This is a genomic window from Mesorhizobium sp. M7A.F.Ca.US.011.01.1.1 (assembly GCF_003998295.1).
Classification (GTDB): domain Bacteria; phylum Pseudomonadota; class Alphaproteobacteria; order Rhizobiales; family Rhizobiaceae; genus Mesorhizobium.
On the sequence record NZ_RZRT01000005.1, the window covers coordinates 103,476 to 118,458 of the forward strand.

General features: G+C 62.2%; 14 protein-coding genes and 2 tRNA genes. 5 read left to right on the top strand and 11 right to left on the bottom strand.

Features of this window, described 5'->3' with window-relative positions; translation table 11 throughout:
- Positions 1–795, top strand: coding sequence for an exodeoxyribonuclease III (xth, locus tag EOA13_RS09025; RefSeq protein ID WP_127291537.1), 795 nt, complete (start codon positions 1–3; stop codon positions 793–795).
- Between the two features lie 89 nt (positions 796–884).
- Positions 885–1,184, top strand: a complete 300-nt coding sequence (locus tag EOA13_RS09030; RefSeq protein ID WP_127291540.1) for a hypothetical protein — start codon at positions 885–887, stop codon at positions 1,182–1,184.
- A 49-nt stretch (positions 1,185–1,233) separates the two neighbouring features.
- Here EOA13_RS09030 and EOA13_RS09035 read toward each other — a convergent pair whose 3' ends face one another.
- From EOA13_RS09035 to EOA13_RS09070, 8 genes are all read right to left on the bottom strand, one after another.
- Positions 1,234–2,094, bottom strand: coding sequence for a tetratricopeptide repeat protein (locus tag EOA13_RS09035; RefSeq protein WP_032901393.1), 861 nt, complete (start codon positions 2,092–2,094; stop codon positions 1,234–1,236).
- Complete coding sequence (ilvD, locus tag EOA13_RS09040; protein WP_127291543.1) at positions 2,081–3,805, bottom strand: dihydroxy-acid dehydratase; 1,725 nt, start codon at positions 3,803–3,805, stop codon at positions 2,081–2,083. Before ilvD ends, EOA13_RS09035 begins: the two co-directional genes overlap by 14 nt.
- 307 nt (positions 3,806–4,112) lie before the next feature.
- The gene (locus tag EOA13_RS09045; RefSeq protein WP_127291545.1) at positions 4,113–5,342 is read right to left on the bottom strand and encodes an OmpP1/FadL family transporter; all 1,230 of its coding nucleotides are present in this window, start codon (positions 5,340–5,342) and stop codon (positions 4,113–4,115) included.
- Between the two features lie 357 nt (positions 5,343–5,699).
- On the bottom strand, positions 5,700–8,483 hold the full coding sequence (locus tag EOA13_RS09050; RefSeq protein WP_127291548.1) for a valine--tRNA ligase: 2,784 nt from the start codon (positions 8,481–8,483) through the stop codon (positions 5,700–5,702).
- 220 nt (positions 8,484–8,703) lie between these two features.
- Positions 8,704–9,522, bottom strand: coding sequence for a PopZ family protein (locus tag EOA13_RS09055; protein WP_127291550.1), 819 nt, complete (start codon positions 9,520–9,522; stop codon positions 8,704–8,706).
- 214 nt (positions 9,523–9,736) lie between these two features.
- On the bottom strand, positions 9,737–11,128 hold the full coding sequence (locus tag EOA13_RS09060) for a TolC family outer membrane protein (protein WP_127291553.1): 1,392 nt from the start codon (positions 11,126–11,128) through the stop codon (positions 9,737–9,739).
- A 181-nt stretch (positions 11,129–11,309) separates the two neighbouring features.
- Positions 11,310–11,978 carry a protein-L-isoaspartate O-methyltransferase gene (locus EOA13_RS09065; RefSeq protein WP_127291555.1) on the bottom strand — a complete coding sequence of 223 codons (669 nt, stop codon included), beginning with the start codon at positions 11,976–11,978 and terminating at the stop codon, positions 11,310–11,312.
- 90 nt (positions 11,979–12,068) lie between these two features.
- Positions 12,069–12,142 (bottom strand) — tRNA-Cys (locus EOA13_RS09070).
- Positions 12,143–12,374: 232 nt separating this feature from the next.
- Between EOA13_RS09070 and EOA13_RS09075 the strand changes: the two genes are divergently transcribed.
- Positions 12,375–12,566, top strand: coding sequence for a hypothetical protein (locus EOA13_RS09075; RefSeq protein ID WP_127291558.1), 192 nt, complete (start codon positions 12,375–12,377; stop codon positions 12,564–12,566).
- Between the two features lie 24 nt (positions 12,567–12,590).
- Here the strand turns inward: EOA13_RS09075 and EOA13_RS09080 are convergent, their stop codons facing one another.
- Positions 12,591–12,848 (bottom strand): hypothetical protein, encoded by a 258-nt coding sequence (locus EOA13_RS09080; protein WP_024503836.1) that lies wholly within the window; start codon positions 12,846–12,848, stop codon positions 12,591–12,593.
- A gap of 223 nt (positions 12,849–13,071) precedes the next feature.
- Here EOA13_RS09080 and EOA13_RS09085 point away from each other — a divergent pair.
- Together EOA13_RS09085 and EOA13_RS09090 are read left to right on the top strand one after the other, a co-directional pair.
- A tRNA-Asn gene (locus EOA13_RS09085) sits at positions 13,072–13,146 on the top strand.
- 441 nt (positions 13,147–13,587) lie between these two features.
- The gene (locus EOA13_RS09090; protein ID WP_127291560.1) at positions 13,588–13,836 is read left to right on the top strand and encodes a hypothetical protein; all 249 of its coding nucleotides are present in this window, start codon (positions 13,588–13,590) and stop codon (positions 13,834–13,836) included.
- A 380-nt stretch (positions 13,837–14,216) separates the two neighbouring features.
- Here the strand turns inward: EOA13_RS09090 and EOA13_RS09095 are convergent, their stop codons facing one another.
- Together EOA13_RS09095 and EOA13_RS09100 are read right to left on the bottom strand one after the other, a co-directional pair.
- Positions 14,217–14,462, bottom strand: a complete 246-nt coding sequence (locus EOA13_RS09095) for a hypothetical protein (protein ID WP_127291562.1) — start codon at positions 14,460–14,462, stop codon at positions 14,217–14,219.
- A 212-nt stretch (positions 14,463–14,674) separates the two neighbouring features.
- Positions 14,675–14,974, bottom strand: coding sequence for a DUF982 domain-containing protein (locus EOA13_RS09100; RefSeq protein ID WP_127291564.1), 300 nt, complete (start codon positions 14,972–14,974; stop codon positions 14,675–14,677).
- Positions 14,975–14,983: the final 9 nt, after the last annotated feature.

Sequence of the window (14,983 nt, forward strand, 5' to 3'; positions counted from 1 at the left end):
ATGAAAATCGTCACCTGGAACATCAACGGTGTCCGCGCCCGCATTGGCAACCTCACCCATTGGCTGACCGAGAGCGCACCCGACATCGTCTGCCTGCAGGAGATCAAGACCGTCGACGAGCAATTCCCGCGCGCCGAGATCGAGGCGCTTGGCTACAATGTCGAAACGCACGGCCAAAAGGGTTTCAACGGCGTCGCCCTGTTGTCGAAGCTGCGCTTCGACGAAGTCATCCGGGGCCTGCCTGGCGACGATGCCGATGAACAGGCGCGTTTCATCGAAGGGGTTTTCTCGACCGACAAGGGCGCCTTGCGCGTCGCCTCGCTCTATCTGCCGAACGGCAATCCAATCGATGACGAGAAGAAGTTTCCCTACAAGCTGTCGTGGATGGCGCGGCTGGAGCGCTGGGCCGAAGAGCGGCTGAGGCTGGAGGAGGCTCTGGTGCTCGCCGGCGACTACAACGTGATTCCCGAGCGGATCGACGCGCGGTTTCCGGAGAACTGGCTGGGCGACGCGCTGTTCCAGCCGCAGACGCGACAAGCCTTCCGGCGGCTGCTCAACCTTGGTTTCACCGAGGCGGTGCGCGCGGTCACCGACGCGCGCGACACCTACACGTTCTGGGACTATCAGGCCGGCGCCTGGCAGAAGAACAACGGCATCCGCATCGACCACCTGCTTTTGTCGCCGGAAGCCGCCAACCGGTTTTCGTCCGCGTCGATCGAAAAGCACGTGCGCGCCTGGGAAAAACCGTCAGATCACGTCCCGGTGGCGATCGATCTCGCGCTTCAGCCGGCCTGAGAGAACCCTCGTCGGGCACGCAGGCGCTGGACCTCATATCGCCACATTTCGCGCCGTTCATTGCGGGCCAGCATGGCGGCTGGGGTTCCATGAGCACACGATTTCATCTTTGTCCGATCGGCCTGGCATTTGCCATGGCCGCTCCCGGTGCGGCATTTGCCGACCAGGAATGCCTGGCCAATGGAAAATCCTACCAGATCGGTCAGATCGCCTGCCTGACGGTGGCCGAACAGAGCCATCTGGCCCGCTGCGACATGGTGCTCAACAACACATCGTGGACGAAGATCGGGGATAGCTGCCCGGAAAACACCTTGGCGCCACACCCCCATGTCAAGCCGATCTCGACGCCGGCGCCCAGCATGGTGCCGGCGGAGCCGATCGAGAACTGATCACGGCCGAAAATCGAGTGCTGCTGGTGAAGCTGACGCGGCCGCGAGACTACTGGTCCGCGTTGTTGCCCTTGGTGAGGATATCATCGGCCAGCGAGATGGCGGTGCGGCGGTCGGCCTCGCCGGCGGTGGCAAATGCCTCTTCCTGCATGCCGCGGATCCAGGGCTGGTCAGCCGGTGAAGCGCGTTCGAGCGCTGCCGTCATCATCGCCAGGCCGCGAACGATCTTGCCGCTCTGGAACAACAAATGGCCCAGTGTCGCCTGGGCGCCGGCATGGCCTTTCTCGGCGGCGAGTTGGAACCAGCGCCCGGCCTGCTTGACGCTGGCCTTCACGCCGCCCTCGCCCTTCAGGAACATCTGCCCCATCTCGAACTGCGCGTTCGGATTGCGGTAGTTGGCGGCGGCGCGCATGTAATATTCCTGGGCCGCCACCTCGTTCTCGGCGACCGGGCTGCCGGGAATGCCCGTGCGCAAATAGTCGCCAAGCGCCACCAGCGCGTCGGAGACATAGCTTTCCTCAGGCGAGCCGGGCTCGACGTCCTGATCGACGATCTCGGAGAAGAACTTGAACGCCTCATAGTCGTCGCGCGCCACGCCGTCGCCCTCGGCATACATGCGGGCAAGCTTCCAGGTGGCACCGATCTGGCCGTTTTCGGCAGCGTATTTGTAGGCCTCGGCAGCCTGTTCCTTGTGGCCGTTCTTGTAGGCGGAGAAGCCGAACTGGAAGACCGCCCAGGGGCTGGATTGCGGCTTCACCCCGGTCTTGTCGTCGAACACCTTGTCGTCGAAGGCCATGGCCTGGCCCACGGCGCCAAAGGTCGCGCCAAATGTGGCGGCCACGACCAGTGCCGAAAAGACAGACGACCTCAACAACTCTGGTGTTGACTTCAACAACTCAGATGTCCGCATAACAGTGTGTTTCTTTTGCACCGCCCGGATGGGTCACCGCGCCATCGCGCGCCGGCCCTACCGTCTGTGCATATTTCCATATCGCGCCCGACTGATAGTCGGTCGCGCGCGCCTTCCAATTCTTTGCCCTCGCCGCCAGTTCGCCATCGGACAACGCCACGTCGATCGTGCCGCTCACCGCGTCGATCGAGATCACGTCACCATCCCTGAGCAGTCCGATCGGGCCGCCTACGGCTGCCTCGGGGCCGACATGGCCGATGCAGAAACCGCGCGTCGCGCCCGAGAAGCGCCCGTCGGTGATCAGCGCCACCTTGCCGCCCATGCCCTGGCCGTACAGCGCTGCCGTCGTCGACAGCATCTCGCGCATGCCGGGGCCGCCGCGCGGCCCCTCGTAACGGATGACGAGAACCTCGCCCTCCTTGTAGTTGCGATGCGTCACCGCCTCGAAACATTCCTCTTCCGAATCGAAGCAGCGTGCCGGGCCGGAGAACTTCAACTCCGCCATGCCCGCGACCTTCACGATCGCGCCTTCGGGGGCAAGGTTTCCCTTCAAACCTACGACACCGCCGGTTTGGGTAATGGGTGTGTTGGCCGGGCGGACCACATCCTGATGCTCATTCCAGACAACGTGCTGCATGTTTTCGGCCAAAGTGCGGCCAGTCACGGTCATGCAGTCGCCATGCAGATAGCCGTGGTCGAGCAGCGTCTTCATCAGCAGCGGAATGCCGCCGGCCTCGAACATGTCCTTGGCGACATATTTGCCGCCCGGCTTGAGGTCGGCGATGTAAGGCGTCTTCTCGAAGATCTTGGCCACGTCGAACAGGTCGAACTTGATGCCGGCCTCGTGGGCGATCGCCGGCAGATGCAGTGCCGCGTTGGTCGAACCGCCGGTGGCCGAGACCACGGTCGCCGCATTCTCCAGCGCCTTCAGCGTGACGATGTCGCGCGGCCGGATGTTTTTCGCGATCAGTTCCATGATCTTTTCGCCGGAGGCGAAATTGAACCGGTCGCGCATTTCATAGGGGGCCGGCGCGCCACAGGAATAGGGCAGCGCCAGGCCGATCGCCTCGGCAACGGTGGCCATGGTGTTGGCGGTGAACTGGGCGCCGCAGGAGCCGGCCGACGGACAGGCGGCCTGCTCGATTTCAAGCAGTTCGGCATCATCGATCGTGCCGACCGAGTGTTGGCCAACAGCCTCGAACACATCCTGCACGGTGATCTGGCGGCCGCGATAGCTGCCGGGCAGGATCGAACCGCCATAGATGAAGATCGACGGCACGTTGAGGCGCACCATGGCCATCATCATGCCGGGCAGCGACTTGTCGCAACCGGCCAGCCCGACCAGCGCGTCGTAGCAATGGCCGCGCATGGTGAGTTCGACCGAATCGGCGATGACCTCGCGCGACACCAGCGACGATTTCATGCCCTGGTGGCCCATGGCGATGCCGTCGGTGACGGTGATGGTGCAGAATTCGCGCGGCGTGCCGCTGGCCGCCGCGACGCCCTTCTTGACCACCTGTGCCTGGCGCATCAGCGAAATATTGCAGGGCGCCGCCTCGTTCCAGCAGGACGCGACGCCGACCAGCGGCTGCGCGATCTCGGCCGCCGACAAGCCCATCGCATAGAGATAGGAACGGTGCGGCGCACGCGCCGGACCGACAGTCACATAGCGGCTGGGGAGCTTGGCCTTGGAAATGACTTTGGCGTCCATACTCTTCCTTGCCCCACATCTTTCCTGCAAAGCGGGCGGTGCGGCCTGCCCCATCGCCGAGCCTTTTGGCGCGTATCCCGAGACAAGATCGAGGTGCGCCGGGTTTATGGCGGGAAATGGGCAATCCCCCTGGCCTGACTTCTAGCGCAGGGGTTGTTCAGAAAGTGTTGCCAAAACGTCACAATCACGCGAGGTGAAAGAGGTGCGGCTAATATGCAACGCAGCTTGGATACGGGGCGCACGGGCGATGCCGGCTCAAACGAAAAAGGCCGAGCAACGCCCGGCCTTTTGCTAGAATTTCAGTTGCTTAGAACTTTATCTTGATACCGCCAGAAAACGCTGTGACCAGATCGTTGCCGAAATCGTAGCTAGCATCCTCGCCTGCGACATATCCGTTCTCACCGGCCAACTCCCCTGAGTGGCCGCTGGTCAGCACGCCGATCGCTCCAGCAAGCCGCACTTCGATATTGGGCCGCGGTGTATAGGCGACGCCACCACCCAGGGTCCACGTATCGGACTGCGCGCCGTAGCCATGCGAGGTGCCACGATCCCAGGAAAGCTGGCCAGCGGCACTCCACTGATCGTTGAACTTGTGGCCGACACCACCTGAAACGGTCCAGCCATCTCGGTACATCAGGTCGAGCGAAGTCACAGCAACCGGAGAACCCGTGACGCATGACGATGCCGGAAAGCCCACTGGGCAGATCGGGACGCTTTGCAGCAAGCTCCAGTTGACCCACTTGATCGAGCCGAAAGCGAGCCAGCCGGGCGCGATGCCTGACTGCAGTTTCAACTCCACCGAATCCGGCATGTACTCCGTCGCACCGAAGATCGGTATAATTTGCCCGCCGATACTGGTGAGATCGAGCGTTCCCGAGATATTGTCGAGCTTGACTTTCGAATTGTAGACGAGGCTCGCACGCAACGCGATGTCGGGGATTTCGTAGGCGACGCCGGCTCGCCAACCCCAGCCGTTGGCCTCCAGGTCGACGCGGCCGATCGGTGACGGCCCAAATGGATTGAAACCCACCAAGCTTTCCTTGAAGCCTGAAATTTCCTGGTAGAACAGGCCTCCGATAAAACGGAGCTGGCCCTTGCCGACATCGAACTTGTAGGAGCAGGTGCCGGCGTAGTTGTTGCTCTTGATATCCGTTTCGACGTTGGAAAACGCGCCGTTCCACGACGCCCCGGGGGCTGTGTGCGCGCCCCATGGCTGTGAATAGTCAACCATGCAGTCGACGCCCTGCACAACCTGGACCTTGGCTCCGATGCGCGGAACCCAATAGCCCTCGGCGCCATCGGCCGTGGAATTGAGGAAATTAAACCCGGCTGGACCAGTTGCATTCTTGTACTTGCGATCCGGCATGACATAGGTCGCTTCAGCTTCCGTAGCGAACGGCGTCGGATCAAACAGCAAATCGATATCGTAGCCGCCGCGCTCCAGGCCGCCGGCATGTGCCGAGTTCATCGCCGTCCCGATCAACGCCAGCGAAAAGCAGCCCGCCCCCAGCAGCGCCTTCAGTCGCAGAATAGTCATGAAATGTCCTCCCCGAATTCGAGTGCATCAAGCTAGAACCAATTCAGGTTAACGGTGCAACAACGAATTCACGGGCGTACATGTACACATTGGCCAGGCGCATTTTCCAGGAAATGCAACCGGGTGCGGCAAGGCCGAAAAATGGTCTGTGAGGGCTGAGCGGCTCTCAAAAAACAGAGAGAACCATCCAAAAAGGCTCGAAACAGGCCTTTTTTGGGCTCCAGGAGCCCCATTGTTACATTATGGCAACAATGGGGCTAAAACTTCCGTTTACGTCAATATTAACGCAACGGCATGCTGATTTTCGAGGCGAAAAACAAGCACTTTAGAGAAGGCTAAAGTCTCGCGAATCTACCTTCAACCGGCGTCGCGAACCCTGGTTAGCGCGACCGACAGCTTGTCCTGCGCATCGCGGTATTCAGCGAGCTTTTCACGCTCGGCATCGACGATCTCGGCAGGCGCGCTGGCGACGAACCTTTCGTTCGACAGCTTCTTGTGCAGGCGCGCGATCTCCTCGGTCACCTTGGCCAGCTCCTTCTGCAGCCGTGCAGCCTCGGCGGCGAGATCGATCAGGCTGCCAAGCGGCAGGCAGATCGTCGCCTCGTTGAGCACGATCTGCGCCGACCCCTTGGGCGCGACTTCGGCAAGCGAGATGTCGCCGACCCGCGCCAGCCGCTTGATCGCCGACTCGTCGCGAACGAGGCGCTCGCGTGTCACAGCATTGGCGCCCACCACGACGAGCGGTGCAATGGCTGCCGGCGGCACGTTCATCTCCGAACGCACGGAGCGAATGCCGGAGACGAGGTCGACCAGCCAATTGATGTCGGCGGCGGCCTCGGCGTCTTCGAAATCCGGCGACGGCCACGCGGCATGGCACAGCAGCGAGGGGCGTTGCTTGCCTTCGCCGGCGGTCTGCGCCCACAGTTCCTCGGTCATGAAAGGCATCATCGGATGCAGCAGCTTGTAGATCTCGTCGAGTACGAAGGCGACGCAGGCTCGGCTTTCGGCCTTGGCCGCCTCGTCGGCGCCCATGAACACCGGCTTCAGCAGTTCCAGATACCAGTCGCAGAACAGGTTCCAGACGAAGCGGTAGGCGGCACCCGCCGCCTCGTTGAAGCGGTATAAGGTGATGCCATCGGTGATCTCGCGTGCCGCCCGCGTCAGCTCGGTGAGAATCCAGCGGTTGACCGCCAGCTTGGCATCGTTGAGCCAGAAATCGTCATTGCGCGCGACCTCGTTCATTTCGGCGAAGCGCGTGGCGTTCCACAGCTTGGTGCCGAAATTGCGATAGCCGGCGATGCGCGCCGGATCGAGCTTCACGTCGCGGCCTTGCGCCGCCATCACCGTCAGCGTGAAGCGCAGCGCATCGGCGCCATATTCGTCGATCAGGTCGAGGGGGTCGACGACGTTGCCTTTCGACTTCGACATCTTCTGCCCGTTCTTGTCGCGCACCAGCGCGTGCATGTAGACGGTGTGGAACGGCTCCTCGTCCATGAAGTGCAGGCCCATCATCATCATACGGGCAACCCAGAAGAAGATGAGGTCGAAGCCGGTCACCAGCACGTCGGTCTGGTAGTAGGTCTTCAGCTCCGGCGTCTCATCAGGCCATCCCAATGTCGAGAACGGCCACAGCGCCGACGAAAACCAGGTGTCGAGTACATCCTCGTCGCGGGTCAGGATCTCGCCCGGCTGGAAATTCTCCAACTTGTCCTCGACCCAGCCCTTCCAGGGTCCTTCCAGAGCAAGGTAGTATTCGATCGCGGCGCCGAGCGCCTCTTCCTCGGTCTTCTCGACGAAGACGCGCCCATCCGGCCCGTACCATGCCGGGATCTGATGACCCCACCACAGTTGGCGTGAGATGCACCAGGGTTCGATATTTTCCATCCACTGGAAATAAGTCTTTTCCCAATTCCCGGGTATGATCTTGGTGCGCCCCTCGCGCACCGAAGCGATCGCCGGCTTGGCCAGTTCCACCGCATTGGCATACCATTGCTCGGTCAGGAACGGCTCGATCGGCACGCCCCCGCGATCGCCATGCGGGACGGCGTGGCGATGCGGCTCGACCTTTTCGAGGAAGCCGCCCTCTTCCATCAGCTCGACGATCTTCTTGCGCGCGACGAAGCGATCGAGGCCGTCGAGTTCATCCCAGACCGCCTGGCGCTCCGGCGTCACCTCGATACCGGAGAGGAAATCCTCATTATCCCTGAGGCTTACCGCCGCCTCCGTGGTCAGGATATTGATCGCCGGCAGCTTGTGGCGCTTGCCGACCTCGAAGTCGTTGAAGTCATGCGCCGGCGTGATCTTGACCGCGCCCGAACCCTTTTCCGGATCGGAATACTCGTCCGCCACCACAGGAATCCTGCGACCGACGATCGGCAGGACGATGTCCTTGCCGACCAGATGCCGGAAGCGCTCGTCGTCAGGGTGCACGGCGACGGCCGTATCGCCCAGCATCGTCTCCGGGCGCGTCGTCGCCACGGTGATGAAGGTTGTTGGGTTTTCCGGGTCGAAGACCTGGCCCTCTACGGGGTAGCGGAAGTGCCAGAGATGGCCGTTGACCTCCTGCTGCTCGACCTCGAGATCGGAGATCGCGGTGAGCAGCTTGGGGTCCCAGTTCACAAGGCGCTTATCCTTGTAGATCAGCCCTTCCTTGTAGAGCGTGACGAACACTTCGAGCACGGCTTTGGACAGGCCTTCGTCCATAGTGAAGCGTTCGCGTGACCAGTCGGCCGAGGCGCCGAGCCGCTTCAGCTGGTTGAAGATCGCGCCGCCGGATTCGGCCTTCCACTCCCACACTTTCTCGATGAACTGCTCGCGGGTCAGGTCGCGGCGATGGATCTGCTTTTCCATCAGCTGCCGCTCGACCACCATCTGCGTGGCGATACCGGCATGGTCCATGCCCGGCTGCCACAGGACATTCTTGCCGCGCATGCGCTCGAAGCGCACCAGTATATCCTGCAGCGTGTTGTTGAGCGCGTGTCCCATATGCAGCGAACCGGTGACGTTCGGCGGCGGGATGACGATGGTGAAGGCTTCCGCCCCCTCCTCGGCCCCGGCACCGGCGCGAAACGCGTCGGCCTCTTCCCAGACTTTGGCGATCTTCGGCTCGACGGTTTTGGCGTCGTAGGTCTTTTCAAGCATGGGAAAATGGTCCGCGCTGTCGGGAGTTTTGCTGGTCCGCTGTAAATCGGAAGGCTTTGACCAAGTCAACCGCAAGGGCTGTCTCGGACCCTCACAACCAGATAGGCGCGGCCTTGGTCATTTCAACGGAAAGCGATCCGTCGTCCTGCCGACAAGCTGACCTCACCAAAGGAAACGGCGCCATGAGGGCGCCGTTTCCTTTGGTGATCGGCATGGGGAACTACTGCGCCCCGCGCGCCACGCGCTCGATCTCCTCGCGCACCAGCCTTTCGACCAGTGTCGGCAGATTGTTGTCGAGCCAATCCTGCAGCATCGGCCGCAGCATCTCTTCGGCCATTTCGTCGAATGTCTTCTTGCTGCGGCTGGCAAACGCGTCGGAAAGCTCGCCAAAGGCAGCCGCGACCTGCCGGCCGGTGTGCTCGGAAACGATCGCCGGACGCGGCGCGTCGCTGGCCGCCACCGGTCGCACCACGCTTGCATCCGGACGAGACGGCTCGACGGCTGCTTTCGCGGTCGGTTCGTCACTTGGAGTCTCCACGGACGGCTGGGCAGCGGTCTTGGGGGCTTCGCTCCGGTCCGACACCGCCCTCGCCTGCTCACCGACCGCGGCGATCTCGCGACGCCAATCGGCGATGGAAGCGTCGGCGACAGGACGCGATCCCGGCGCTTCAACCGTGATTGGCTCGGCGGCGACGCGGGCGCTGACCTCGGCAAGTGTCATCGATGGCTTTGCCGGGCTGGAATCGGGGCGCACCGGCGTTTCCATGCGTGCGACCACCGGCTCGGCCGCCGGCAACCGTGCCTGGACTTCCGCCAGCGTGACCGGCTTCCTGCCCTCGGGGGCGGCATGCAGGTCGGCACGGAATGCTTCCACGTCGGGGGCTGCATAGGCGCTCGACGCGCGCTCCAGATCCTGGCTCAACTCATCGGCGTCGCCCGGCTGCTTGCGGCCGCCGTCGCTGTCCTCGATGATCCGCCTGATGGAAGCCAGTATCTCTTCCATGGAAGGTTCGCGCTGTGCGCTGCTTGCCGTTGCCATCGTCACATCCGCCGCCCTTGTGACCCCTGTTGGGTTTTCCGATCCGGCAGAGCCGGATCGAATCATGGCGACAGCGTAACCGACGGATCGCCGCACGAGAATCCCCAATCTGGGGACTTGTGGGATTTCAACAGATTAGCGCGATCTGAACCCCAGGGCGCAGTACGAAAGATCCTGCTCAAACGAGGAACACGGCCAGTCCTGGCCGAACGCTTCAGCGGCCGTCCGGCGTGCGCAGGCCGTACCACTTGTCCTTGACCGCGTTGTAATGCTCTTCAGGCTTGTATTTCGCTACCTGCAAGCCAAGGCGGTCGACGGACAGACGGCCGGTCGCCTGCAGGATGGCGTAGCTCGCCACCACCACATCATGTTCGTAACCGGCCTGGTTGATCTGGGCGGTGATGACCGTCGCCTGCGCGTTGAGGACGTCGAGCGTAGTGCGCTGGCCGACATTGCGCTCTTCGATGACACCGTTCAGTGCCAGCTTCGCGGCCTCGATCACCTGCCTGTTGGCCGTCAGCTGCTGCTGCGCGGCGGTGTACTCGGTCCAGGCGGCGGTGACGGCCTGGCGCACCTGGTCGCGGCTGACGTCGACCTGGATGCGGGCCTGGCTGAGCGATTCCTTGTCCTGGCGCACGATCGCCGAGGTGCGGCCACCCGAATAGATCGGGATGGTCAGCGTTGCCCCGACACTGGCCGAATTGGTCGTGCCATCCTGCGAACCGACGCCCGGCAAAGGCGAGGTATTGCGATAGGCGCTCGAAACGCCGGCGGAAGCCGAGAGCTGCGGCAACAGCGCGCCTTCGGCCGACTTCACCGAAAACGCGGCCGCGTCGACCAGATGCTGCGTGGCAAGGATGGCCGGATGCTCGTTCGAGGCCACCCCGACGGCGGCGGCGAGGCTCGACGGCAACAGCTTTGCCACCGGCGAAGCGCCCTTGAGCTTGCCCGGTTCGTCACCGACGATCTGGCGATAGATCGCCGCACTCGCCAACGCCTGCGCCCGGGCGGCACTCAGCGATGCCACCGCGGCGGCCCGCGAAGCGTCGGCCTGGGCGACATCGGTGCGCGTGCCTTCGCCAACCTCGAAGCGCGAACGCGCCGCGCGCGCCGTTTCGGTCAGGAACTGCAGGTTCTGCTCGGTCAGCACGGCGACCTGCCGGTCGCGAATCACGTTCATATAGGCTTGGGCCGCGCTGAACAGGATACCCTCTTCGGTGTTGCGCAGGCTTTCGACGGAAGCGCGGACCTGCGCTTCGGCGGCAGCGACATTGTTCCTGGTCTGAAAGCCATCGAACAGCGTCTGATTGATCTGGACGCCAAAATTGCCGGTGGTCAGCCGCACGCTCGAATTGGTGCCGTTGAGATGGCTGCTCGAATAATCAATATCCGCCGAGCCGGTGACAATCGGGCGGTAGCCTGACTTGGCGATGGCGACACCCTCGTCGGTGACGCGAACGCCCGCGCGGGATGCATTCAGCGTGGAATTGTACTGATAGGCCTTTGCAAGCGCGCCGGAGATGCTTTCGGCTGAAGCCGCCAGTGGGGACAGCATGGTCGCCGAAACGAGGACGGCGGTGAAAAGTGACTTGCGTAAAGACGGCACGGTTAAACCCTCATTCGTTTTCCATGGGAACCGCGCCGCGCCTGCTTCTCTCATTGATCAGCCGGCGCCGCGTGTTCGATGTTCCCTGCTGCTCACCCCAAAGTGCCCCCAGTCTGGGATCCGCAGCGATCGTTCAAATGCAAGCGACCATGACACAGCCTCTCCTGCAAGGCCAAATCATTCAGAATTCGAAAGCACGAATGCGTTCAAACCCCGGTAGTGGCTTAATTGCCGCATTAAATGCACGTCTTCCGGTTACAACCCCCCCTGCCTTGAAAAAGAGACGGGCCACGCCGGAATTGCCCTGCCCTTCGACGGCGACAAGGCGGCCGCCTTCGGCGAGTTGGTCCAGCAGCGCCACCGGCACTTCCGCGACGCTGCCACCGACGAAGATGACGTTATAAGGCGCCTTGGCGGCATGCCCCTGCGGCAACGCGCCCTGGACGACGGTCACATTGCCGCAGCCAAGCGACGAAAGCGCCGATCTGGCGGTTTCCGCCAGCGCCGAATCACTTTCGAGCGCCACCACGGACCTGGCCAGCCGCGACAGGATGGCCGAGGCGTAGCCGGTTCCGCAACCGACATCGAGCGCCGAATCGGTCGGGTTGATCTCCGCCAGCTGGATCAGCTTGGCCAACGGCGACGCTTCCATCAGGTAGCGCGCGCCGTCCGCGCCGGCGGCAATGCGGATGTCCTCGTCGATATAGGCCAGATCGCGCTGGGCGGCGCCGACAAACATCTCTCTTGGGACGACAAGCATTGCATCGAGCAGCGGCGCGCTGGTTACATCGGTGGTGCGGACCTGGCCGTCGACCATCTTGACGCGTAGTTCGGAGAAATCAGCGCTCATGTCCCAACCAATCCGCTTGCCGCGCCAGAACCGCGGTCCATTGTGTCAGGAACTTCAGGCCCCTGCGCTGCCGCGCGGGGGCCCGGGCATTGGAGGCCTCGCCCGGAATCGAACCGGGGTGCAAGGATTTGCAGTCCTCTGCGTAACCACTCCGCCACGAGGCCTCATTGCTCCCGGCGTTCCACCCGGTTCCAATAGGTTGCGGCGAAAATGCCGTCAAGCGGCCACCGTGCATTCCGACGGTTTCCTTGCGTCAGTCCGGACGACACCCGGCAAATCGTCGGACCGGGCCTGACCGCTCCATTAGCGGGCAATTAAGCATAGCCTGCCCGGAGAAGAAACTCATCGGCGGCCCGTGCGTTGGACATGGCAGGAGGACGAGCCAGGCACCGGACAGTGGCAGCAAATACCAGTGCCTCGTCCGGCCTGTCCCTGCCACAATGCGGAGAGCTTCTGCATTACGCAATCGACCGTCTGTCCATCGAAGGTGCGGACAGCCTGTCGCCGCATGACAGGGCAAGGCTTGCCTCGGCCGCGGCGATTCTCAAGCAAATCCATGAGGCACTGGAAGAACACGCCGCCCGCTGAACACTCACCTTGCGCTATCGGCGGTCAATCGGGCCGGCGACGCCGTTCCCACCAGACGACAAAGCGACGCCGGTGACGGCGAACCATGGCGAATTCATAGGACAGCACCAGCAATCCGAGCGGAACCATCCAGAAGCCGAGGATCGGCAGGAAACCGAGGATACCGCCGATGGTCAGCAGGATGCCGATCGTGATTCTGAGCCCGCGCGAGCGCGGCATTTTGAACTCGCGCCCGAAAACGGAGATTTTCCGCGCCGGCATCTGGTTGTCTTGTGCTGTCATCGTCTCGAAAAATTGACCCGTTTGATTGTTCGCAAGCATGCTGGAACCAAAGCCGCCGCCGCGCTTTCGGTTCCATATCCCCGCCAAGACGGCTAATATGAGGGCTTCCTTCGACGATTGCGAGAAACGCCTGCGCGAAAAAGCCTCGGAAAAATGTGAAAAGCTTCTTTGCAAAGCCGAAAAGGGCAGCTATAGGCTGCGCCACTCACATAAGAGCATCCGTTCCCCGGTAGCTCAGTGGTAGAGCAACCGGCTGTTAACCGGTTGGTCGCTGGTTCGAATCCGGCCCGGGGAGCCAATCTTTTCAAAGCCTTGAGACGGTCAGGTCGCCCATAGGGGCTGATCTATGGCATGTCTGCAAAATCGCGGCCGCAGGTTGATTCTCAACTTGACCTGGCGCCGCCGTCCAGCGTCCTCGATGACGCCGCGGCATCGGGACGGTTCGCGGGAGCAGGCATAAGGCCTTGCTTCGATCTCGCGATCTCATCTCTTGTCGCCGTTCGGGTTGGGTGCCGGTGCCTCTCGCACATCTCGCGGTGGCGGGTCGGCATGCTTAAGCTCTGGCGGGGCTTCTTTGTCCCGGCGTTGCACAGGTATCTTCTCGGGTGCGGGCTTCGATGGCGGCTCTTTGATCTTGCTCGGCATAATCGAGTTAACCGCCCTGCCGGTCTCTTGTTCCGTAGCGAGCAGAAAACCTGAATGCTTGGGGAACCGGGAACATCGAAGAGCGTTTTCTCGCATGCTGAAGAAGATCGCTCTCGCCGCCGTGCTGGTCCAGGTTGCCGCGTTTTCGGCTCTCATCACCCAGACGGTCCTCTTCGCGTCCACGGCCACACAGGCCGCCGACGCGAAGCCCGGCGACGCAGTCGCCGTCACCATTGAGAACGAACGGGACCAGGCGGCGCAGCCTATTGTTGCCGGCCAATGTCCAACGCGGCTTGTGGCGAGCAAGGTCTTCACGGGGAACGTAATTACGGCGCAACAATAACTCGCCATCGATGCCGGCCATCCGTCGATCCCCCCAATTTAAGTCAGGGCAATGTGCTTGAAAGCACAATGATTCCTGTTACTTGCGGCGTAGGGCGAGTGCGTTTGGGTTGGGCAAGATTGGTATGATTTCATCGAATATGGAATGCCCGCGCTGTCATGGCAGCGGCCGGGTTTTCGACTGCTCCAAGTGGTATGCGTCAAACGGGCACTGCTGCCCGCAGGGAACCCATCGGGGTGGCTGCCCCGGAAAGACGAGCGCCTGCACGGAATGCGAAGGCCTGGGGACGATGGCGGAGCCTCCACTGAGAGCGGTGGCGTAATCTGCGAGAGCGGCCCATGCCGCTGATGACGGCGCGGAGGCGCCCGAACGAGCATATTTTACTCTGCTGGTGTTTCTGCGCGTGGTGCGGCCAGAACCGTGATGTCCATCCTGGCGACCTTGGATGCCGCGCGGCCTTGCGCGCCAGCATCCATATCGCCGCCTGCGGCAACCATGATTTTGGCCAGATGTCCCACGGCGTCCGCGCTGCGGCCCGGCGAAAATCCTTCCCCGGTTTGCGGCTTCCCCACTGCCGTTTGTTTTTCCGGGACATGCGGATGTTGACTTGCGATAGCGGAAACCATTGAACCTCCTGTGGCGACGCTTCGAACATTATATTAGCGTTGACTGTTGCGAGGCTGACCCAGCCAGTCGCCAAAAACCGCACCAGGGAGTTCGAACAAAAGATCGAGCCGCCCCGCTGCAAGGTGAACTGGTAGGGCAGTTCACCTTGCAGCGATGTGAAAACGACGATGCAGGCCCAGCCATCCTGGTAGCGCCGCCCCTTTTATCAAGGCTAAGCGGTAATCCCACCGCGACCTGACCTTGTGCCGTCCATCCAAGGGAACTGAGCAAGCGGGTCCTGCAGGATCTTGACGGATCTTGCGAAGCCGGCGACGGCATCGCGCGCCACCGTCAGCGGAACCTGGCCGTCGTAAGCACGCTGGCAGGCTCGAAAGGCCGTTTCGAAAATCGGACCCCGCCGTTCCCTTGGCCACTCGTCAAAGAAGTCAAAGGCGTCGTCGAGGCACCCTATTTCTTGAATGAACTCGCCATTCTTGACCAGGACCGGTTGGTCGAACGTCCTGTCACTCATGTAATCCTC